This window comes from Bradyrhizobium sp. 604_D8_N2_3, assembly GCF_051810765.1.
GTDB lineage: Bacteria > Pseudomonadota > Alphaproteobacteria > Rhizobiales > Xanthobacteraceae > Bradyrhizobium > Bradyrhizobium barranii.
Genome location: NZ_JBPWPM010000001.1, coordinates 1,263,226 through 1,284,783, shown reverse-complemented (window position 1 = coordinate 1,284,783; position 21,558 = coordinate 1,263,226). Strand labels below are relative to the sequence as shown.

17 protein-coding genes and 1 other RNA gene are annotated in these 21,558 nt (G+C 64.6%); 11 read left to right on the top strand and 7 right to left on the bottom strand.

Annotation, left to right across the window (positions count from 1 at the left end):
• Positions 1–197 precede the first annotated feature (197 nt).
• Positions 198–944, bottom strand: a complete 747-nt coding sequence (locus tag AB7245_RS06025; RefSeq protein ID WP_085401793.1) for a YebC/PmpR family DNA-binding transcriptional regulator — start codon at positions 942–944, stop codon at positions 198–200.
• 203 nt (positions 945–1,147) lie between these two features.
• Here AB7245_RS06025 and AB7245_RS06020 point away from each other — a divergent pair, with 203 nt between their 5' ends.
• The 5 genes from AB7245_RS06020 (at position 1,148) to AB7245_RS06000 (ending at position 9,110) form a co-directional block, all read left to right on the top strand.
• Positions 1,148–2,896: a methyl-accepting chemotaxis protein gene (locus tag AB7245_RS06020; RefSeq protein ID WP_085401792.1), complete on the top strand. Its 1,749-nt coding sequence runs from the start codon at positions 1,148–1,150 to the stop codon at positions 2,894–2,896.
• Positions 2,897–3,004: 108 nt separating this feature from the next.
• Positions 3,005–4,429, top strand: coding sequence for a methyl-accepting chemotaxis protein (locus tag AB7245_RS06015; protein WP_439033930.1), 1,425 nt, complete (start codon positions 3,005–3,007; stop codon positions 4,427–4,429).
• Between the two features lie 699 nt (positions 4,430–5,128).
• A complete protein-coding gene (locus AB7245_RS06010; protein ID WP_201266187.1) occupies positions 5,129–5,593 on the top strand; it encodes a (2Fe-2S)-binding protein in 465 nt (154 codons plus the stop codon).
• Between the two features lie 8 nt (positions 5,594–5,601).
• A complete protein-coding gene (locus AB7245_RS06005) occupies positions 5,602–7,770 on the top strand; it encodes a xanthine dehydrogenase family protein molybdopterin-binding subunit (RefSeq protein WP_085401790.1) in 2,169 nt (722 codons plus the stop codon).
• On the top strand, positions 7,767–9,110 hold the full coding sequence (locus AB7245_RS06000; protein ID WP_085401789.1) for a c-type cytochrome: 1,344 nt from the start codon (positions 7,767–7,769) through the stop codon (positions 9,108–9,110). The genes AB7245_RS06005 and AB7245_RS06000 overlap by 4 nt, the downstream gene beginning before the upstream one ends.
• 269 nt (positions 9,111–9,379) lie before the next feature.
• Here AB7245_RS06000 and AB7245_RS05995 read toward each other — a convergent pair whose 3' ends face one another.
• Complete coding sequence (locus tag AB7245_RS05995) at positions 9,380–10,477, bottom strand: cyclase family protein (protein ID WP_439033929.1); 1,098 nt, start codon at positions 10,475–10,477, stop codon at positions 9,380–9,382.
• Positions 10,478–10,597: 120 nt separating this feature from the next.
• Between AB7245_RS05995 and AB7245_RS05990 the strand changes: the two genes are divergently transcribed.
• Positions 10,598–11,665 (top strand): CobW family GTP-binding protein, encoded by a 1,068-nt coding sequence (locus AB7245_RS05990; RefSeq protein ID WP_085401787.1) that lies wholly within the window; start codon positions 10,598–10,600, stop codon positions 11,663–11,665.
• Between the two features lie 212 nt (positions 11,666–11,877).
• On the opposite strand, the gene AB7245_RS05985 is transcribed toward AB7245_RS05990, so the two are convergent.
• From AB7245_RS05985 to AB7245_RS05965, 5 genes are all read right to left on the bottom strand, one after another.
• On the bottom strand, positions 11,878–12,702 hold the full coding sequence (locus AB7245_RS05985; protein ID WP_085401786.1) for a TIGR00282 family metallophosphoesterase: 825 nt from the start codon (positions 12,700–12,702) through the stop codon (positions 11,878–11,880).
• Positions 12,680–13,276 carry a 5-formyltetrahydrofolate cyclo-ligase gene (locus AB7245_RS05980; RefSeq protein WP_071916650.1) on the bottom strand — a complete coding sequence of 199 codons (597 nt, stop codon included), beginning with the start codon at positions 13,274–13,276 and terminating at the stop codon, positions 12,680–12,682. Before AB7245_RS05980 ends, AB7245_RS05985 begins: the two co-directional genes overlap by 23 nt.
• Positions 13,277–13,466: 190 nt before the next feature.
• A non-coding RNA gene (ssrS, locus tag AB7245_RS05975) (6S RNA) lies at positions 13,467–13,627 on the bottom strand.
• Between the two features lie 59 nt (positions 13,628–13,686).
• Entirely contained in the window at positions 13,687–14,070 is a 384-nt protein-coding gene (locus AB7245_RS05970) for a cell division protein ZapA (protein ID WP_028150902.1), read from the bottom strand.
• Complete coding sequence (locus AB7245_RS05965) at positions 14,067–14,387, bottom strand: DUF4164 domain-containing protein (protein WP_020608063.1); 321 nt, start codon at positions 14,385–14,387, stop codon at positions 14,067–14,069. The genes AB7245_RS05970 and AB7245_RS05965 overlap by 4 nt, the downstream gene beginning before the upstream one ends.
• A gap of 286 nt (positions 14,388–14,673) precedes the next feature.
• Here AB7245_RS05965 and tkt point away from each other — a divergent pair, with 286 nt between their 5' ends.
• From tkt to AB7245_RS05940, 5 genes are all read left to right on the top strand, one after another.
• A complete protein-coding gene (tkt, locus tag AB7245_RS05960; RefSeq protein ID WP_085401785.1) occupies positions 14,674–16,659 on the top strand; it encodes a transketolase in 1,986 nt (661 codons plus the stop codon).
• A gap of 168 nt (positions 16,660–16,827) precedes the next feature.
• Positions 16,828–17,835: a type I glyceraldehyde-3-phosphate dehydrogenase gene (gap, locus tag AB7245_RS05955; protein WP_085401784.1), complete on the top strand. Its 1,008-nt coding sequence runs from the start codon at positions 16,828–16,830 to the stop codon at positions 17,833–17,835.
• 138 nt (positions 17,836–17,973) lie between these two features.
• Positions 17,974–19,170, top strand: coding sequence for a phosphoglycerate kinase (locus tag AB7245_RS05950; RefSeq protein WP_063981025.1), 1,197 nt, complete (start codon positions 17,974–17,976; stop codon positions 19,168–19,170).
• A gap of 52 nt (positions 19,171–19,222) precedes the next feature.
• Positions 19,223–20,290 carry a class II fructose-bisphosphate aldolase gene (fba, locus tag AB7245_RS05945; protein WP_071916654.1) on the top strand — a complete coding sequence of 356 codons (1,068 nt, stop codon included), beginning with the start codon at positions 19,223–19,225 and terminating at the stop codon, positions 20,288–20,290.
• A 241-nt stretch (positions 20,291–20,531) separates the two neighbouring features.
• Entirely contained in the window at positions 20,532–21,557 is a 1,026-nt protein-coding gene (locus AB7245_RS05940; RefSeq protein WP_085401783.1) for a class I fructose-bisphosphate aldolase, read from the top strand.
• Position 21,558 lies beyond the last annotated feature (1 nt).

The window sequence follows — 21,558 nt, the reverse complement described above, 5'->3', positions numbered from 1 at the left end:
AAACAGAACGGAAGTAACAGGGGAAGTGGGGTGTCGCGATTGGGCGCCCGCGATGACGACCACAAGGCACGCGGTCATACCCCGCGAAAGCGGGGTATCCAGTACGCCGCGGCTTCTCCGTATCCTTCTGGCGTCTCTGGAATACTGGGTCGCCCGGTCAAGCCGGGCGACGACAGCGGAGATTGGGATTAGCGACCTCAGCCGCCCATCTTCGCCAACAGCGCGTCCGACATCTCGAAATTGGCGTAGACGTGCTGGACGTCGTCGTGCTCGTTGAGCAGATCCATCAGCTTCAGGAGCTTCTCGCCGGTCTCGTCGTCGACCGCGACCGTATTCTGCGGCTTCCAGATCAGCGCAGCCTTGCGCGGCTCGCCGAACTTGGCTTCCAGCGCCTTGGCGACGTCGCGATAGCCTTCGGTCGAGGCGTAGATCTCGTGTCCGCCTTCGCTCGATACCACGTCGTCGGCGCCGGCCTCGATCGCGGCATCCAGCACCGCGTCGTCGGAGGCGACGCTGCGGTCGTATTCGATGATGCCGGTGCGGTCGAACATGAAGGAGACCGAGCCGGTTTCGCCGAGATTGCCGCCCGATTTGGTGAAGAAGGAGCGGATGTCGGAGGCGGCGCGGTTGCGGTTGTCGGTCAGCGCCTCGACGATGACGGCGACGCCGCCGGGGCCGTAACCCTCGTAGCGGATCTCGTCATAGTTCTCGCCCTCATTGCCGAGCGCCTTCTTGACGGCGCGCTCGATATTGTCCTTCGGCATGTTCTCCTGGCGCGCCGCGATGATGGCGGCGCGCAGGCGCGGGTTCATGTTGGGGTCGGGCGTGCCCAGCTTGGCCGCGACGGTGATTTCCCGCGCCAGCTTGCCGAACAGCTTCGACTTCTGGGCATCCTGCCGCCCCTTGCGGTGCATGATGTTCTTGAATTGGGAATGTCCGGCCATGCGTGTCTCGTAAGGAATCGTGCGCCAAAGGTGAGCGTGGGAAGCGCGGCCTTATAGGCCGCCAACCCACCGGAATGAAAGAGGCTCTACGACTTTAAGGTAATACCGTAGTGCCCCGTGCCTAGGAGCCAGGCACCGTTAACCCTGATTTCATTCCGGCCTGCGAAAATAGCAACCGCCCGTTCCCCGACAAGAGTGACCTGATGGCGTTCGCATTGTTTCGGAAGCGTCTGCCCGACTTGTCCGCGCCCGTGGCACCCCCGCAGGCCGCGCCGTCGCCGGTCGATCCCGCGCCTGCCCTGTCGGCCGAGGGCGATTCCGCCAGGGAAATCCTGGAACTGCTGGAACTCGAGCTCGGCGCCATGATCCGCCAGCTCGAGCGGGCCGCCAACTCGGTCGCCGGCGGCGCGGAGGCGACCGCGGCAACGCTCGCGGATATTCGCGAGCGCACCGACGCCCTCACCGGTCGCACCAATGCGGCGCAGTCGAACGCCTCAACCTTCGCCCATGCCGCCGACAAGTTCACCCAGTCCGCGCAAGGCATCGGCGCGCAGGTGCGCGAGGCCGCCAAGCTCGCCGACGAAGCCAGCGCCGCAGCGCAGGAAGCCCGCGCCAACGTTGACCGCCTGCGTGAATCCTCCGCCGCCATCGGCAACGTCGTCAATCTGATCGCGCAGATCGCGCGGCAGACGACGCTGCTCGCGCTCAACTCCACCATCGAGGCCGCGCGTGCGGGTGCGGCCGGCAAGGGCTTTGCGGTCGTAGCCACCGAAGTGAAGGCGCTCGCGGTGCAGACCCAGGGCGCGACGGAGGAGATCACCAGGAAGATCGACGCGCTCCAGCGCGACGCCGCCGGCTCGGCCGACGCCGTGCATCGCATCGCGCAGGCGATCGAGGCGATCCGCCCGGTGTTCGACACCGTCAACGGCGCGGTCGCCGAGCAGAATGCCACCACCAGCGAGGTGTCCGGCAACGCGGCCAGCGCATCGCAGTTCATCATCTCGGTCGGCGAGAGCGCGGCCGAGATCGACGCCGCGACCAAGGCGGCCGAGACCCACGGCGAGAACGTCGCCAGCGCCGGCAAGGCCGTCACCACCTTCGCGCGCAAGCTGAAATCGCGCTGTGCGGTGCTGCTGCGCCAGAGCGAGCACGACGACCGCCGCAAGACCGAGCGGCTGCCCTGCCATCTCAAGTTCGAAGCCGCGCGCGGCGTGTTGCAGGTCTACGAGATCGCGATGGATGGCGTGCTGATCGGCGGCGCGGAGGCGGCGAAGCTTGCCACGCAGGCCGTCGTCGACGGTACCCTCGAAGGCGTCGGTGCCTGCCGCCTGCGCGTGATCGAGCAGTCCAAGGCCGGCGCCCGCGCGCAATTCGTCAGCCCGAACGCCGATCTCAGCGAGAAGATCGAAGACAGGCTCTGGTCGATCCACGAGGAGAGCACCGAGTTCGTCACCCGCGCCATGGAAGCCGGCACCGCGCTGACCCGGATTTTCGAGCAGGCGGTCGCGCGCGGCGAGGTCAAGATCGACGACCTCTTCGACACCGATTATGCGGAGATCGCCGGCACCAATCCGCAGCAATACCGCACCAGATATCTGGACTGGGCCGACCGCGCGCTGCAGCCGTTCCAGGAAGCCTTTCTCGCCAAGGAACCGCGCATGGCGTTCTGCGCCATGGTCGACCGCAACGGCTTCCTGCCGGTGCACAACAAGATCTATTCGCATCCGCAGCGGCCGGGCGACACCGCCTGGAACACTGCCAACAGCCGCAACCGGCGGATCTTCAACGATCCGGCGGGGCTCGCCGCCGCGCGCAACCTGCGCTCGTACCTGGTCCAGAGCTATGCGCGCGACATGGGCAACGGCAACACCGTGATGATGCGCGAGATCGACGTTCCGATCCGCGTCCAGGGCCGGCACTGGGGCGGATTCCGCACGGCTTACAAGCTGTAGTGCACGCTCAGGCAAGACGCCGGCCGCGAATCATCCTTTAAGGCTGGAATTGGAATGGGAATGCCGCGGAGGGCCGGCGAACGGCTCTGACTGGAGGACTCTCAAAACATGTCCGTCGCACAACTTGCAGTCCTGGACACCGGCTCCAACCGGACACTTGCCGAACGTCTGATCGACCAGCTCGCCGACCGCATCGGCGGCCTCGGCGTCGAGCTCGCCGACATCGCCGGCAACGTCCAGGAAGTCGCAAACCGCGTCGCGAACCAGTCCGAACGGTTCCATCATCTCCAGGAGACGGCCGAGACCATGGTCTCGGCCAATCACGATATCGCCAACGCATCGCAGGCGGTGCAATCGACCGCATCGGCGGCGGTCGGCGAGATCGCGCAGTCGCGCAGCGCGGTCGACACCGCGGTCAGCCACATCTCCGAGCTCGTCGCAGCCGTGGAGCGGATCGAGGCGCGCTTGAGCGCCGTCGGCTCGGCGCTGGCGCAGGTGGCAAAAGTGTCCGGCTCGATCGAGGCGATCGCCAAGCAGACCAACTTGCTCGCGCTCAACGCCACCATCGAAGCGGCCCGCGCCGGCAATGCCGGCCGCGGATTTGCGGTGGTGGCAAGCGAGGTCAAGAATCTCGCGGAGGCTACCCGTGCGGCCACGCATCAGATCTCCGACACCGTGCGCGATCTCGACGGCCAGATCGAAGGCCTGATCGGCGAGAGCAGCGACGCCTCGCAACGCGCCAAGACTGCCGGCGAAGGCGCCCAGCAGATCTCCGGCATCATCTCGCGGGTCCAGCAGGGTTTTGCCTCGGTGGAGGCGGAGATCGACAGCGTCACGCGCGCCGCGACCTCCAATCTCGGCCATTGCGACACGGTCATCAGCGAGCTCAACGAGCTCGCCAAGGGCGTCGACCTGTCCTCGCGCGATCTCAAGAACGCCGATCAGCGCGTGACAAAACTGCTCGACACGTCCGAAGCGCTGATCGCGATGATCGCCGACAGCGGCGTGGAGACATCGGATGCGCCGCTGATCCGCGTCGTCGTCGCGACCGCAAAGCGGATCTCGGACGAGTTCGAGGCCGCAATCGACCGCGGCGAGATCACGCTCGACCAGCTCATGGACGAGACCTACCGGGAAATCCCCGGCACCGATCCCAAGCAATACAAGACCAACTACGTCGACTTCACCGACCGCGTGCTGCCCGCCATCCAGGACCCGATCCAGAAGTCAGACCCCCGCATCGTGTTCTGCGTCGCCTGGGCCAAGGGCGGCTATCTGCCGACCCACAACCCGAACTACCGCCTGCCGCAGGGCAAGGACCCCGTCTGGAACAACGCCAATTGCCGCAACCGCCGCCTGTTCAGCGACCGCGCGGTGAAGAAGGTCGCGGCCAACACAAAACCGTTCCTGCTCCAGACCTATCGCCGCGACATGGGCGGCGGGCAGTTCGTGCTGATGAAGGATTTGTCCTCGCCGATCGTGATCCGCGGCAAGCACTGGGGCGCCTTCCGGATGGGTTTTCGGCAGAGCTGACGCCCGCCGCGCCTACGACCCTGAATCAAAAATCTGGAAAACAACCCCATGCACAGTAACCGGGGCGTGGGGAATCAATGGCTTACGCCGGCAGGCCAGGACGCAGTTTGAGACGCAGTTTGACTCGTCGGGCAAAACAGGCGCACAATACTACTATTCCGAAATTCCCATCTCCTCCTCTTCCCTTCTCCCCTTGTGGGAGAAGGTGGCGCGAAGCGCCGCATGAGGGGTCTCTATCGGCGGACGAGGCTGCTTCGGAATGAGAGAGCATCATACGCGGAGACGGACCCCTCACCCGATTGAGTCTGCGTCTACCGGCGTCGCTGCCCTCTCCCACAAGGGGAGAGGGCACAGCAATGAGCCGCTGGGACTGATCCCGCCAGACTCGTCGTCCGACTTTCCCAATCGCACGAATTTCGTCATCGCATGATTTTCCGCATTCGCACGATCATCTGCGGCGATCAACGATGCGTACGACGAAAATGCGTCACAACATGACGATTATCATATCAATTAGCCCAATTCCGCTGCAGCGATCGCCGCACAAATTCGTGAACGTCATGGCCTGACGCGTCGGCAGCGCAAATATGCATCGCCGGAAATTCTGGCGCTTCATCGTTTCGCATCAGTATGATTATTGTCGCGCACGAATTCGCCGACGAGATCGCCGCAAGCGATCAAGCGAGCAAGGGGATGCTTATGGCAACAACTCTCACCATCAACGGCGAAACCAAATCGTTCGACGCGCCGCCGGAAATGCCGCTGCTGTGGGTGCTGCGCGACATCCTCGGAATGACGGGCACGAAATTCGGCTGCGGCATCGCGCAATGCGGTGCCTGCACGGTGCATGTGGACGGCAAGGCCGTGCGCTCCTGCGTCCTGCCGGTCAGCGCGGTTGCGAACCGCGCCATCACCACCATCGAACATGTCGGCAATACGCCCGCAGGCGCGAAGGTGCAGAAAGCCTGGCTCGATCTCGAGGTGGTCCAGTGCGGCTATTGCCAATCCGGCCAGATCATGGCGGCCGCCGCTCTACTGGCAACCACCTCTCATCCGGATGATTCCGACATCGACGCCGCGATGGCTGGCAACATCTGCCGCTGCGGCACCTATGTCCGCATCCGCGAGGCCATCAAGCAGGCGGCCTCCGGCCGGCAGTCGTGAGGTCCGCCATGAATGCACACAACAGCCTCTCCCGCCGCACGCTTCTGACCAGCGGTCTCGCGACCGGTTTCCTGCTCGCCTTTCACCTGCCCCTGCGGGCCGCCGTCAACGAGCCGGAGCAGCCGAGGGATACGACCGACGGCAAGTTCGCGCCCAACGCCTTCATCCGTATCGACGAGACCGGCCAGACCACGCTGATCATGCCGCAGGTGGAGATGGGTCAGGGCATCTACACCTCGATCTCGATGGTTCTGGCCGAAGAGCTCGACGCCGATTGGGCAAAGGTCGGGGCGTTGCACGCGCCGCCAAACGACAAGTTCTACGCCAATCCCGCCTTCGGACTGCAGGCGACGGGTGGTTCGACGTCGATCCGCGCCTGGTGGAAGCCGCTACGCGAAGCGGGTGCCAGCGCGCGCGCGATGCTGGTGCAGGCCGCCGCCGCGCAATGGCAGGTCGAGCCAGCGAGTTGCACGACGTCCAAGGGCGAAGTCATCCATGCGGCAAGCGGCCGCAAGCTCGGCTATGGTGAGCTCGCGCTGGCGGCACAGAGCCAGACACCTCCGAAGGATGTCCCGGTCAAGGACCCCAAGGACTTCGTCCTCATAGGCCAACCGCTGAAGCGGCTGGATACACCGGACAAGGTCAACGGCAAAGTCGTCTACGGCATCGACGCGATCCTGCCCAACATGAAGATTGCCGCGATCGCCAATTGCCCGGTGTTCGGCGGCAAGGTCGGCAAGGTCGATGACAGCGCAGCGATGAAAGTCGCCGGCGTGCGCAAGGTCGTCGTGCTCGACGACGCCGTCGCCGTGATCGGCGATCACATGTGGGCGGCCAAGAAGGGTCTCGAAGCGCTCAAGATCGAGTGGAACGAAGGACCGAACGCCAAGATCTCCACCAAGGACATCTGGGACGATTTACGCAAGGCCAGCGAGAAGGATGGCGCGATCGCGAAATCCGTCGGCGACATCGCCAAGGGGCTTGCCAGCGGAGACAAGTTCGAGGCGAGCTTCGAACTGCCGTTCCTCGCGCATGCCTCGATGGAGCCGATCAACGCCACCGTTCACGTCAGGCCGGATGCCTGCGAGATCTGGACCGGCACACAAATCATGACGCGCGTGCAGTCGGAGGCGGCGAAGGCCGCCGGCCTTCCCGTCGAGAAGGTGATCGTCAACCAGCACCTGCTCGGCGGCGGTTTCGGCCGCAAGCTCGAACCCGACATGGTGGTTGCGGCGGTCAAGATCGCCAAGCAGGTCGACTATCCCGTCAAGGTGATATGGACCCGCGAGGAGGACATCCAGCACGACGTCTACCGCCCGGTCTATCGCGACCAGGTCAATGCGACCCTGGTCGACGGCAAGGTGGCGGCCTGGAAGTACAAGATCGCAGGTTCTGCGGTGATTGCCCGCTGGCTGCCGCCAGCGTTCCAGAAGGGCGTCGATATCGACGCGGTCGACGCCGCCGTGGAGACGCCCTACGACTTTCCCAACTTCCACGTCGAATATGTCCGTGCCGAGCCACCGGCTGTGCCGACCGGCTTCTGGCGCGGTGTCGGCCCGAACAACAATGTGTTCGCGTTCGAATGCGCGCTGGACGAACTTGCGCGCAAGGCCGGCAAGGATCCGGTCGAATTCCGAAGGTCGATGCTGACCAAGACTCCGCGTGCGCTCGCGGTGCTCAACCTTGCCGCGGAGAAATCCGGCTGGGGCCAACCGCTGCCGGCCCGCGTTGGACGTGGCGTCTGCCTGCAGCCATCGTTTGCGAGCTTCCTCGCAACTGTTGTGGAAGCCGAGATCGACGACATCGGCGAGATCACGCTGCGCCGCATCACCTCGGTGGTCGACACCGGCATTGCGGTCAACCCCGATACGGTGAAGGCGCAGATCGAGGGCGGGCTGATCTTCGGCCTCACGGCCGCGCTCTATGGCGAGATCACCATCGACAAGGGCCGCGTGCAGCAGTCGAACTTCCACGACTACCGCATGATGCGCATCAACGAGACGCCGAAGATCGAGGTCATCGTGGTCAAGAGCGGCGAAGCGCCCGGCGGCATCGGCGAAGCCGGCGTCAATGCCGGACCACCGGCGCTGCGCAACGCGATCTACGCCGCAACCGGCGTGGCGCTGCGGCGCCTGCCGATCGACCGGAAACTTCTGGCTGTGGGGAAGAAGGCATGAGCGGCAAGATGCGTATCCTCACAAGCCTGGTCGTGATCGCCATCGTGGTGGCGGCGCTCGGCGTCTGGATCATCCGCGGGCCCGGTCCGCTCGACTTCGCCGGCGGCACCAAAGTGGCGCTGGCGGATTATCGCGCCGGCAAGCCGACCGGCGTACCGGCCAAGCTGGAGAAAGCGAGTGTGGTCGAGCGCGGCGAGTATCTCGCGAAGGCGGCCGACTGCATGGTCTGCCACACCAAGCCCGGGGAGAAGGAATATTCCGGCGGGCTCGGCTTCAAGCTACCGTTCGGCACGCTCTATTCGACCAACATCACGCCGGACAAGGACACCGGCATCGGCAATTACAGCGACCAGGATTTCCTCAACGCTGTCCAGCGCGGCACGCGTCATGACGGCGCGCGGCTCTATCCGGCCATGCCCTACACGTCCTACACCTACATGACGGACGAGGACGTGCTGGCGGTGAAGGCGTATCTGTTCAGCCTGCCGGCAGTGCGCGCGAAAGCGCCCGACAACACGCTGTCGTTCCCGTTCAACCAGCGCTGGGCGATGATCTTCTGGTCGGCCGTGTTCAATCCGGACACGCGCTTTACGCCGGATACCTCGAAGAGCCCGGAGTGGAACAGAGGTGCGTATCTCGCCGAAGCGCTGGCGCATTGCGGCGAGTGCCACACGCCGCGCAATCTCGGCTTTGCGCTCGACAACCGCAAGAAGTTCGGCGGCGCGATCACGGCCGGCTGGCGCGCTTTCAACATCTCCTCCGACAAGGCCACCGGCCTCGGCAATTGGCGCGACGAGGACCTGATCTCGTATCTCTCGCTCGGCCACGCGCCGGGCCACGGCTCGGCCTCGGGTCCGATGGGCGAAGCGGTCGATCGCAGCTTCAGCCAGTTCGCTCCCGAAGACATCCGCGCGGTCGTCGCCTATCTGCGTAGCGTGCCGCCGGTGGCCTCGCCCGACCTGCCTGCGACCACGGCGCCGGTCGCGCCCGCCTCGCACAAGGACGGCGTCACGGCCGACGCACGCGGCAAGATGGTGTTCGCCAGCGCCTGCGCCAGCTGCCACGGCTGGAGCGGCGAGAGCCCGGTCTCGCCGATGGCGACGCTGACCGGCACCTGGGCCGTCAACGACCCGGCCGCCACCAACGTCGCCCAGATCGTACTCTCGGGCACCAAGCGGCATACGCCGGATGGCGCTCTCTCGATGCCGGCATTCGGCGATGCGTATAGCGACGACGAGATCGCGGCGGTGGCGAACTACGTCACGGCACGGTTCGGCACCAAGGGCTCGAAGCTGACGGCGAAGGATGTTGCGGAGCTGCGGGAGCAGACGGCGGAGTAGTGTACGACGAGATTGACGCGTGATCGCGCGCCAATCTCCGCCGTCGTCCCGGACAAGCGAAGCGCAGATCCGGGACCCATACCCACAGGGCGGGATTTGGCGAAGATTCGGTGTGGGAGCTGTGCCCCACACCACTCCCTGGGGTTATGGGTCCCCGCCCCCCGTGCGCAATTGCGCACTAGGCGGGGACGACACCGAGGATGTGGCAACGCTTTCAGCCCAACCAAAACATCGGCGTGGGCTTCCCTCACCCACGCCGATGCGTATCGTCACGTAATCGCAATCGGGCAGCCGTTGCTTCCCGTCGCGCCCTTGATGGGCGCCGGGGTGAACGAATAGACGAACTGATACTTCTTCTCGGCGATCAGATCGTCGAAGATCAGATTCTCATGGTTGTGGATGCCGTACTTGGTCTGCAGCTCGGCGTGGACCACGAAAGCGAGCGACTTGTCGGGAATGGGCACCACCTCGACCGCCCAGGTGTCGGCGCCGGTCAGCGCAAGATCCTTTTCGACCACCCACTTCGCAGCATCGAGGCCGATGCCCGGCTCGCCGCTGTTGAAGCGATCGTTGTTCTTCATCCACAGCGAGCCCCAGCCGGTGTGGAACATGATCGCGTCGCCAGGCTTGATGTCGCTCTCGGGGATGTTCTGCTTCGCCAGCGCCGCCTTGATGTCAGCCGAGGTGATCTCCTGCCCCGCATCCATCATGCCGCCCTTGAGCGCGACCATGTCGAGCAGATGCGCGCGGGTGAAGATCGGCTTAAGCTTCTCGACGCCAAGCTTCTTGAGCCCGTATGCGTCGCTAATTTCTGCGGCTGTGAAGCCATTGTAGAATCGCATCTCGCTCTTGTCGCCGTCCTTGCCCATCTGGATGCCGATATGGCCGAGGCCGTCGAACTGCGTACCGGTCTGGCCGATCTCGGTGGCCAGGAATTCGTCGTGATAGACCATCTTGTTGTCACCGAACGGGCCGCCGGTCGGGCTGCCGGGAATGCGCAGTGCGAATATGCGCGCACCAAACAGCGGCATGGCGGCTTCGTAGACGCGGCCGATCTTGTAGATCTTGCCGTCCTTGATCCATTTCGCCGCGTCGAGGACCTTCGCCGGGGTGATGTGGTTGGATGCGCCGGACTCGTCATCCTTACCCCATTTCGATGGCCACCAGGGCTTGTCGGTGCCCTTGGGCATGGAGGTTGCAGTCTGCGCCTGGGCCTCACTGATCGGTGCAAGCGCGAACTTGCCGTGCATCGAGCCGGCGAGCGCGGCTCCAGCAACGCCGGCGATGCCCGCGGTGCGGAGCAGGGTCCGGCGATCCGTCGTGGAGCCGCCGCCGTCTTGATCTACGTTATTGATCTCGTTAGACATTCCACCCTCCCAGGTTGTGGTCAGAACAATGTCTGACTCTAAAATTGTTTCCGCTAGCCTCCTCCTCCGCTACGCTATTGTCCAGCGACAAAAATAAGACGGCCGACGCGAGAGCTTCCCATGGGCCTGTTCGAAAGCGATAAATCCGCGCAGCGACTTCCGGTCTCGCTGATCACCGGCTTTCTCGGCAGCGGCAAGACCACGCTGCTCAATCGCCTGCTGCGCCACGACGACATGAAGGACAGCGCCGTCATCATCAACGAGTACGGCGAAGTCAGCCTCGACCATCTCCTGGTCGAACGCGTCGACGGCGAAGTCGCCGTGCTTGCGAGCGGATGCATCTGCTGCACCATCCGCAGCGACCTGGAGCAGACGCTGCGAGACCTTCTGGTGAAGCGGGACCGCGGCGAGATTCCGCCGTTCCGCCGTATCCTGGTCGAGACCACCGGGCTCGCCGACCCCGCGCCGATCGTGCAGCTCCTGCTCAACAATCCGCTCGTCTCGCACTTCCTGCGGCTCGACACGGTCGTGACCACGGTCGATGCGGTCAACGCGCCGCATCAGCTAGACCGGCAGTATGAGGCGGTGAAACAGGTCGCGTTGGCCGACCGGCTGTTGATCACCAAGAGTGACCTGGTCGAGGACATCGCGGCGCTTGAGCTGCGTCTGCGGCGGCTCAATCCCGGCGCCAGAATCGAAAGCGTCAGTTATGGCGAGATCGATCCCGCGCAGCTATTCGGCGCCGGCCTGATCGATCCCGAGCTGAAAAGGATAGACGTCGAGCGCTGGCTCAACGAGCGGGCCTTCGCGGAACCAGATGCGCACGCCGGCCATGCGCATCACGATCATCACGCGCACCATGATCATGGCCATCATGATCACGATGCGTCGATCGCGAGCTTCATGCTGGCGTTCGACGAGCCGCTCGACTGGATGGCCGTGACGCACTGGCTTGCGCATTTACGCAACGCGCGCGGCCAGGATCTGCTGCGGGTGAAGGGGATCCTCAATCTTCGTGACGAACCGACGCCGATCGTGATCCATGGCGTGCATCACGTCTTCCATCCGCCGGTCGCGCTTAGCGGCTGGCCCGACAGCGATCGCCGCTCGCGCATCGTGTTCATCACGCGCGGGATCTTGCGTGCGGACGTGCTTGAGCTCTGGCAGGCGGTTCGCGCCGCGGCGTGAGGCGATTGATGCGCAGTTGCGCGCGTCAATTTCAACTGTCGTCCCGGACAAGCGAAGCGCAGATCCGGGACCCATACCCACAGGAAGCAGTTTTGCGAAGACTCGGAGTGGCCAGTCTAGCACCACAACTACTCCCTGGGGTTATGGGTCCCCGCGCCCCGTGCGCAATTGCGCACTAGGCGGGGACGACACCGAGGGTGTGGCGGCGTACTTCAGCTCAACCAGAATTTCGGCGTCGCCGGCTCCAGCCGGCCGCCCACGCGCACAGGCGCAATCCGCAGCGCGAGGCCCGTCGCATCATCCGTCTCGACCGCCACGCCGCTCAGCGTCGCGACGCCAGCCGCCGGCTCGAACCGGCCGGAGGGAATCCCCGACGTGAAGCGCCGCAGCGGTTCTTCCTTCTGCATGCCGATGATGGAATCGTAGTCACCGGTCATGCCGGCGTCGGTCATGTAGGCCGTGCCGCCCGACAGGATCTGGTGGTCGGCGGTCGGCACATGGGTGTGGGTGCCGACGACGAGGCTGGCGCGGCCGTCGCAGAAGAAGCCGATGCCCTGCTTCTCGCTGGTCGCCTCGCAATGGAAGTCGACGACGATGGCGTCGGCGGCAACGCCGAGCGGACAGGCGCCAAGCTCGCGCTCGAGCGCGGCAAAGGGATCGTCGAACGGGGTCATGAAGACCCGGCCGAGCGCGTTGACGACGAGCGCATGCTTGCCGTTCTTGGTCTCCACCAGCGCGGCGCCGCGGCCGGGCGTGCCGCGCGGGTAGTTCGTCGGCCGCACCAGGCGTTCGGCGCGCTCGATGAACACCAGGGCTTCACGCTGGTCCCAGGAGTGATTGCCGAGCGTCACCGCGTCGGCCCCGGCATCGAGAAACTCCTGATAGATCGCTTCCGTGATGCCGAAGCCGCCGGCGGAATTCTCACCGTTGACGACGACGAAATCGAGCGACCAGTCCTTGACCATGCCGGGCAGATATTCGGCGATGGCGTTGCGGCCGCTACGGCCGACGACATCACCCACGAAGAGAATGCGCAACTTCAGAACTCCGGAAATCGAACACGTCCGATTCCGTTAGCACATAATCCAGCGCGACGTCGTGCGATAGTGCCGGAACCGCCTTGATCTCCTGGGCTGCAAAAGCAAGCCCGATACCGACGATCTGCTTGGTCTTGCGCAGATGCGCGAAGGTGTGGTCGTAGTGCCCCGCGCCATAGCCGATGCGATGGCCGAGACGGTCGAAGGCCGCGAGCGGCGTCAGCATGATGTCGGGGATGACTTCGGCCGCGGCCGGCGACGGCTCGGGAATGCCGAGCGGGCCGAGCATCAGGCGGTCGTTCGGATGGAAGATGCGGAAGATCAGCGACTGGCCGCGGGCGGTGACGCAGGGCAGCGCGAGCTTTGCGCCCGCCTCGGCGAGTGCCTTCATCAGCGGCAGCGGATCGATCTCGCTGCGGATCGGGGAATAGCCGGAGACGATGCTGCCGGGCAAAAGCGGGAACGGCAGCCCGCGCTTGGCGAGCTTTGCGGCGGCGGCGGTGCGCTTCTTCTCGCTCAGCGCGTCACGCGCCGCGAGGGCTTTGGCACGGAGTTCGGCTTTCGAATTGGACATGCGCTTTGGTCCCCCACGTCATCACCCACCTTGTGCGCCCTCGCGCACCGGGGCGGGTGATCCAGTATTCCAGAGGCGGTGGTGATTCACACAGAGGCCGCGGCGTACTGAATGCCCCGGGCGAGCCGGAGCACGACATCTACCGAACTGGCCGCAGTCGTTTCGACAAGCACAAACCAAGCAAAAAAAGTGCGAAGCCGCGAACGCCGTTGAAGCACTCGATCCCGGAGTTCCCTACGAAAGTAGGTGGGCACCATATGTCCGAGCCCACGGGCCCGGCCAGGGACAGTTCCCTAAAGGATCGATAAGGCCCCGGGGATATATGGCTCCTGACGCACGTCGCAGCCTCGCCCGCGCAATGTAACAACGATACTGACGAACCGCCAGCCCAACGGGCGGTCCGCCCAAAATCAGCCGATCGCGATGCCGTTGCCCACCGTCCGGTTCAGGACCTGGGTCGACTTCTCGATGCGCTCGGCGGCGGCGTTGAGCGCATTCACCACGGCGGTCTGGGTCATCCGGGCGCGCTCGACGGCGGCGTTGCGGAAATCCCTGAGCTCAGTCAGCTCCTGCTCCATGGTGCGGACGCGGTTGCCGACGTCGACCAGCTCGTCGCAGACGGTCAGCGCCGCCATCACGGTGAGCCTGGCATCACCGATCTCGCCGAATTTTCCGCGCAGCGACTGAATTCGCGTCTCCAGGCTTTCGGCGAGCTTGAGCAGCCGCACCTCCTGGCCCTCCTCGCAGGCCATGCGGTATTGCCGGCCGTTGATGGTGACGTTGATGTGGCTCATCCGTCCTCTCCGGTATCGAGCACCGAGCGTATCGTGACGATTGCGGAATCCAGCCGATCGGAGATTTCGCGATTGGTGCGCTCGAGCTTGCGCGCCTTCACCAGCGCGCCGTCGAGCTCATCGGCAAGCCGCGAGCGATCCGCGCCCAGTGCCTGGATTCGTGCCGCGAGCTCGTTCTCGTCGCGATCGGCATCGCGCCGCCGCTCCACCGCGCTTTCGAGCGCGTCGAGCGCCGCCATGAGTCTGCGGGTCGCGATCTCGATCTCGACGGCCGAGGACTCCGTCATGGCAGAGCTGTTGGAAACGCGATCGTTCATGCAGTCAGCGGCGGAACCTGTGGCCTTGCCCGTGGGGCTTGCCGTCCGGCAAAAGACTCGGTTCGGCAAACGGTTAGAAGCAGAAATTTACGTGGCAAGCTAGCGGAGCGCAACGCCGCCGCGAAACTATGCACTGCTAAGCAACTTTTACGGCCAAACCGACGTTTGATTGCCTTGGACTCCCGGAACCGAGGTGCTATCCCAGCCCAACCTTCCGTGGCCGCCAGGCTCCCCCCCACGCGGCCCGCACCACTGCCAAGCGCCTCATTTCAGACGGATTTCAGACATGACGCAAGTCGACCACAACCGCATGGCCAACGCGATCCGTGGCCTCTCGATGGACGCTGTCGAGAAGGCGAAATCGGGCCATCCCGGCCTGCCGATGGGCGCCGCCGACGTCGCCACGGTGCTGTTCACGCAATTCCTGAAATTCGACGCCACTGCCACCGACTGGCCCGACCGCGACCGCTTCGTGCTCTCGGCCGGCCACGGTTCGATGCTGCTCTATTCGCTGCTGTATCTGACCGGCAATGCCGACATGACGCTGGATCAGCTCAAGCAGTTCCGCCAGCTCGGCGGCTTGACCCCGGGGCATCCCGAGAACTTCCACACCAAGGGCATCGAGACCACTACCGGTCCGCTCGGCCAGGGGATCTCGACCGCGGTCGGCATGGCGCTCGCCGAGAAGATGCTGGCCGCCGAATTCGGCAAGAAGATCGTCGACCACCACACCTATGTGCTCGCCTCCGACGGCGACCTGATGGAAGGCGTGTCGCAGGAAGCGATCGCGATGGCCGGGCACTGGAAGCTCGGCAAGCTGATCGTGCTCTACGACGACAACGGCATCTCGATCGACGGGCCGACCTCGATCTCCGATTCCGTCGACCAGGTAAAGCGCTTCAAGTCCGCGGGCTGGGCCGCCGAAAAGATCGACGGCCATGACCAGGCCGCCATCACTGCTGCGATCACCCGCGCGCAAAAATCCAACAAGCCGACGCTGATCGCCTGCCGCACCACCATCGGCTTCGGCGCGCCGCACAAGGCCGGCACCGCGAAGGCGCATGGCGAGGCGCTCGGCGCCGACGAGCTCAAGGCCGCCAAGGAAAATCTCGGCATCTCGCTCGAGCCGTTCTCGGTGCCGGATGACGTGCTGAAGGCCTGGCGCGCCGCCGGCAGCCGCGGCGCGGCGGCACGGCAGGAATGGGAGGGACGGCTCGGTGGGCTCGGCAGCCGCAAGCGCGCCGAGTTCGAGCGCCGTCTGCGTCATGAGCGTCCGGCCTCGCTCGCGAAGGCCGTGCGCGCGTACAAGAAGGAGCTGCTGGAAAAGCCGATGACCGCGGCGACCCGCAAATCCTCGGAAGCGGTGATCGAAGTCATCGCCGGCGCGATGCCGATGGAATTCCTCGCAGGCTCCGCCGACCTCACCGGCTCCAACAACAACAAGGCGAAGTCGGCCACAGCTTTCTCGGCCAAGACGCCAAAAGGCCGCTTCATCCATTACGGCATCCGCGAGCACGGCATGGCGGCTGCAATGAACGGCATCTTCCTGCATGGCGGCTTCGCGCCGAACGGTGCGACCTTCCTGGTGTTCACCGACTATGCGCGTCCCGCGATGCGCCTTGCCGCGTTGATGGGCGCCGGCGTCGTCTACGTGATGACGCACGACTCCATCGGCCTCGGCGAAGACGGCCCGACCCACCAGCCGGTCGAGCATCTCGCCGCACTTCGCGCCATTCCGAACATGCGCGTGTTCCGCCCGGCTGACTCCATCGAGGTCGCCGAGTGCTGGGAGCTTGCGCTCAATCGTATCGACGGGCCGACCGTGCTGGCGCTGACGCGTCAGAACCTGCCGCAGCTCCGCACCAATGCGCCGAACGACATTCCTTGCGCGGCCGGCGCCTACGAGCTGGTCGCCGCCCAGGGCGAAGCCAAGGCAACGCTGTTCGCTTCCGGCTCCGAGGTCGAGATCGCGGTCGCCGCCCAGAAGCAGCTCGCCGAGCGCGGCATCGCGTCACGGGTGGTCTCGGTGCCCTCGCTCGAGCTTTTGTTAGCGCAACCAGAAGCCAAGCGTGCCGAGATCATCGGCAACGCGCCGGTGAAGGTCGCGATCGAGGCCGCAGTGCGCTGGGGCTGGGATGCCGTGATCGGCCAGGATGGCGATTTTATCGGCATGCATTCGTTCGGCGCGAGCGCGCCGGCGAAGGATCTTTACAAGCATTTCGGCATTACCGCCGAGGCTGCGGTTAACGCTGTGCTGAAGCGCGTTAGCTGAGAGTTGAGCTTGCCAAAAAAAAGGACTACGTAGTCTCTCATATGATCAAGCATCGCCCGGCCGAACCGGGCGTCCGCCCTAAAAAACCCTCGCAGGCGCGCTAAGCGCGTTGTGCGGGATGATCGGGGTTATCGAACACGTCATTGAACGGTCATAAGGAGATGAAACATGGCAGTCCGCGTCGGAATTAACGGTTTTGGCCGCATCGGCCGCAACATCCTGCGGGCTATTGCCGAGTCCGGCCGCAAGGACATCGAGGTCGTCGGCATCAACGACCTCGGCCCGGTCGAGACCAACGCGCACCTCCTTCGCTTCGACAGCGTCCATGGCCGCTTCCCCGGCACCGTGACCGTCGATGGCGACTCCATCAACCTCGGCGGCGGCAAGATCAAGGTGACCGCCGAGCGCGATCCCTCGAAGCTGCCCTGGAAGGATCTCGGCGTTGACATCGCGATGGAATGCACCGGCATCTTCACCGCGAAGGACAAGGCGTCCGCGCATCTCACCGCCGGCGCCAAGCGCGTTCTCGTTTCCGCGCCCGCCGACGGCGCCGACGCCACCATCGTCTACGGCGTCAACCACGACACGCTGACCAAGGATCACCTGGTCGTCTCCAACGGCTCCTGCACCACCAACTGCCTCGCGCCGGTCGCCAAGGTGCTGAACGACCTGGTCGGCATCGAGACCGGCTTCATGACCACGATCCACGCCTACACCGGCGACCAGCCGACGCTGGACACGCTACACAAGGATCTCTACCGCGGCCGTGCGGCGGCGATGTCGATGATCCCGACCTCGACCGGCGCGGCGAAGGCAATCGGCCTCGTGCTCCCGGAACTCAAGGGCAAGCTCGACGGCGTCTCGATCCGCGTGCCGTCCCCGAACGTCTCGGTCATCGACCTCAAGATCGTCGCCAAGCGCGCCACCGACGCCAAGGAAATCAACGCGGCGATGAAGCGTGCCTCCGAGCAGCAGCTCAAGGGCATTCTCGGCTATACCAATCAGCCGAACGTCTCGATCGACTTCAACCACGATCCGCACTCCTCGACCTTCCACGAGGACCAGACCAAGGTGCAGAACGGCACGCTGGTGCGTGTGATGTCCTGGTACGACAACGAGTGGGGCTTCTCGAACCGCATGGCGGACACCGCCGTCGCGTTCGCGAAGGTGATCTAACTCCGCTCTCGTGTCCCGGACGCGATGCAGCGTGAAACGCTGCGTCGCAGATCCGGGACCCATGTCCCTCCAGCGTAGGTCCCGGTTCTGCACGGCGGCACTCCGCGCCGCTTTGCGCCCGGGACAAGAGAGTGTCCGATGACCAACAAATTCCGCACCCTCGACGACGTCGATGTGAAGGGCAAGCGCGTGCTGCTGCGCGTCGATCTCAACGTGCCCATGGACAACGGGCGCGTCAGCGACGCAACCCGGCTCGAGCGCGTTGCGCCGACCATCACCGAAATCTCGGACAAGGGCGGCAAGGTCATCCTGCTCGCGCATTTCGGCCGACCGAAGGGACGCGACCCCAAGGAGTCGCTCAAGCCGGTTGCTGAAGCGCTGTCGAAGGTCGTGAACAGGCCCGTCGCCTTCGCGGACGACTGCGTCGGCGAGCCCGCGGCCACGGCCGTAGCGGCGTTGAAGGATGGCGACATCCTGTGCCTGGAAAATACCCGCTTCCACAAGGAAGAGGAAAAGAACGATCCCGCCTTCGTCGCCGAGTTGGCGAAACTCGGGGACATCTGGGTCAATGACGCCTTCTCGGCCGCGCACCGCGCCCATGCCACGACCGAAGGCCTCGGCCACAAGCTGCCGGCCTATGCCGGCCGCACCATGCAGGCCGAGCTCGTCGCGCTGGAGAAGGCGCTGGGCTCGCCGACCAAGCCCGTCATCGCGATCATCGGCGGCGCCAAGGTCTCGACCAAGATCGATCTGCTCGAAAACCTCGTCACCAAGGTCGACGCGCTCGTGATCGGCGGCGGCATGGCCAACACCTTCCTGCACGCCCAGGGCGTTGGGATCGGCAAGTCGCTGGCCGAGAAGGATCTTGCCGCGACGGCGATCCGCATCATGGAGAAGGCGGAAGCCGCCAATTGCGCGATCATCCTGCCGGTCGACGCCACCGTCGCCTATCATTTCGCGGCGAACGCGCCCTCGCATGCCTACGGGCTCGATGCGATCCCGGCCGACGGCATGATCCTCGACGTCGGCCCGCAATCGATCGCGCGTGTCCACGCCGCCATCGACGACGCCGCCACGCTGGTCTGGAACGGACCGCTCGGCGCCTTCGAGATGCAGCCGTTCGACCGCGGAACCGTGTCGGCCGCCAAGCATGCCGCCGAGCGCACCAAGGCCAAGAAGCTGATCTCGATCGCGGGCGGCGGCGACACGGTCGCGGCCCTCAACCAGGCCCATGTGGCCGGTCAATTCACCTATGTCTCGACCGCCGGTGGCGCATTTCTTGAATGGATGGAAGGCAAGCCCCTTCCCGGCGTCGAAGTTCTGCGCACCAAGTAATCAGTCGGCCTTTTAAGTCGGCCTTGCAGGCCCAAACCGGAGAAAAAGACAGATGGCTCGGATCACGTTACGTCAATTGCTCGACCATGCAGCGGAGAACGATTACGGCGTACCGGCCTTCAACATCAACAACATGGAGCAGGCGCTGGCGATCATGGACGCGGCCAACACGGTCGACGCGCCCGTCATCATCCAGGCCTCGCGCGGTGCGCGCTCCTACGCCAACGACATCATGCTCAAGCACATGATGGACGCGGTGACCGAGATCTATCCGCACATTCCGGTCTGCGTGCATCTCGACCACGGCAACGAGGCCGCGACCTGCATGACCGCGATCCAGGCCGGCTTCACCTCGGTCATGATGGACGGCTCGCTCAAGGCCGACGGCAAGAGCCCGGCCGACTGGACTTACAATGTCGGCGTCACCAAGACCGTGACCGACATGGCCCATCTCGGCGGCATCTCGGTCGAGGGTGAGCTCGGCGTGCTCGGCTCGCTCGAAACAGGCATGGGCGACAAGGAAGACGGCCACGGCGCCGAAGGCAAGCTGAGCCACGACCAGCTCCTGACCAATCCGGACGAGGCCGTGAAGTTCGTCCAGGAGACCAAGGTGGACGCGCTCGCGATCGCGATGGGCACCTCGCATGGCGCCTACAAATTCACCCGCAAGCCCGACGGCGACATCCTCGCCATGAAGGTGATCGAGGAGATCCACCGCAAGCTGCCGAACACGCATCTCGTGATGCACGGCTCCTCGTCGGTGCCGCAGGACCTCCAGGACATCATCAACGAGTTCGGCGGCAAGATGAAGCCGACCTGGGGCGTTCCGGTCGCCGAGATCCAGCGCGGCATCAAGAACGGCGTGCGCAAGATCAACATCGACACCGACAACCGCATGGCCATGACCGGCCAGATCCGCAAGGTGTTCAAGGAGCACCCGGAAGAGTTCGACCCGCGCAAGTACCTGAAGCCGGCGATGGAAGCGATGACCAAGCTGTGCAAGCAGCGGCTCCAGGAGTTCAATACCGCAGGCCAGGCCTCCAAGTTCAAGAAGGTCCTGACCCCCGCCGAGATGGCCAAGCGCTACGCCAAGGGCGAGCTGGATCCGAAGGTGGCGTAAGGCCTTCAGCCACATCCTCCCGTCATTCCGGGACACGCGAAGCGTGGGCTATGATGCGCAATTGCGCATCTGAGAATCCATAACCACAGCCTGGGGTTATGGATTCCGGGCCTGCGCCTTTCGGCGCATCCCGGAAGGACAGAGGGCCCCCTTTACCCTGCGACGAACGTTAACTCGGCAATTGCCCGAGAACGGTCTATTTTCACAGGCAAGGGCAGCATCGTTTTGGGAGGACCTCTCGATGAATCTGACTGAGCTCAACAGGATCGCGACCGCCATGGTCGCGCCCGGCAAGGGCATCCTTGCCGCCGACGAATCCTCCGGCACCATCAAGAAGCGATTTGACGCGATCGGGGTGGAATCGACGGAAGGCAATCGCCGCGACTATCGCGAGATGCTGTTCCGCTCCAGGGAGGCCATGAGCCAGTACATCTCCGGCGTGATCCTCTATGACGAGACGATCTGGCAAGACGCGAAGGACGGCACGCCACTGGTCAAGCTGATCGAACAGAGCGGCGCCATCCCCGGCATCAAGGTCGACGAGGGCACGCAAGCCCTGCCGATGTGCCCGGGCGAGCTCGTCACCGTCGGGCTCGACAAGCTCGCCGAGCGCCTGAAGAAATATTACGAGCGCGGCGCGCGCTTCGCCAAATGGCGCGCCGTGATCGATATCGGCAGCGGCATTCCGTCGATGACCGCGATCGGCGTCAACGCCCATGCGCTGGCCCGCTACGCAGCGCTGTGCCAGGCCGCGCAGATCGTGCCGATCGTCGAGCCGGAAGTGCTGATGGACGGCGATCACGACATCGACCGCTGCTATGAAGTGACGACCCGCGTGCTCAACAAGACCTTCCAGGAATTGCGCGTGCAGCGCGTTGCGCTCGAAGGCATGGTGCTGAAGCCGAACATGGCGATCTCGGGCAAGAAGTGCGCGAAGCAGGCTCCCGTCGAGGAAGTCGCGGAGAAGACAATTCGGCTGCTGAAGGCCTGCGTGCCCGCGGCCGTGCCCGGTATCGCCTTCCTCTCCGGCGGCCAGTCGGGCGAAGAGGCGACGGCGCATCTCAACGCCATGCACAAGCTTGGCCCGCTGCCCTGGGGCCTGACCTTCTCCTACGGCCGCGCGCTGCAGGCCGCGCCGCAGAAGGCCTGGTCCGGCAAGGCCGAGAATGTCGCAGCCGGCCAAAGTGCATTCAGCCATCGCGCCCGGATGAATGGTCTGGCGTCCAAGGGCGAATGGCAAAGCAGCCTGGAAAAGAAAGCAGCCTAGA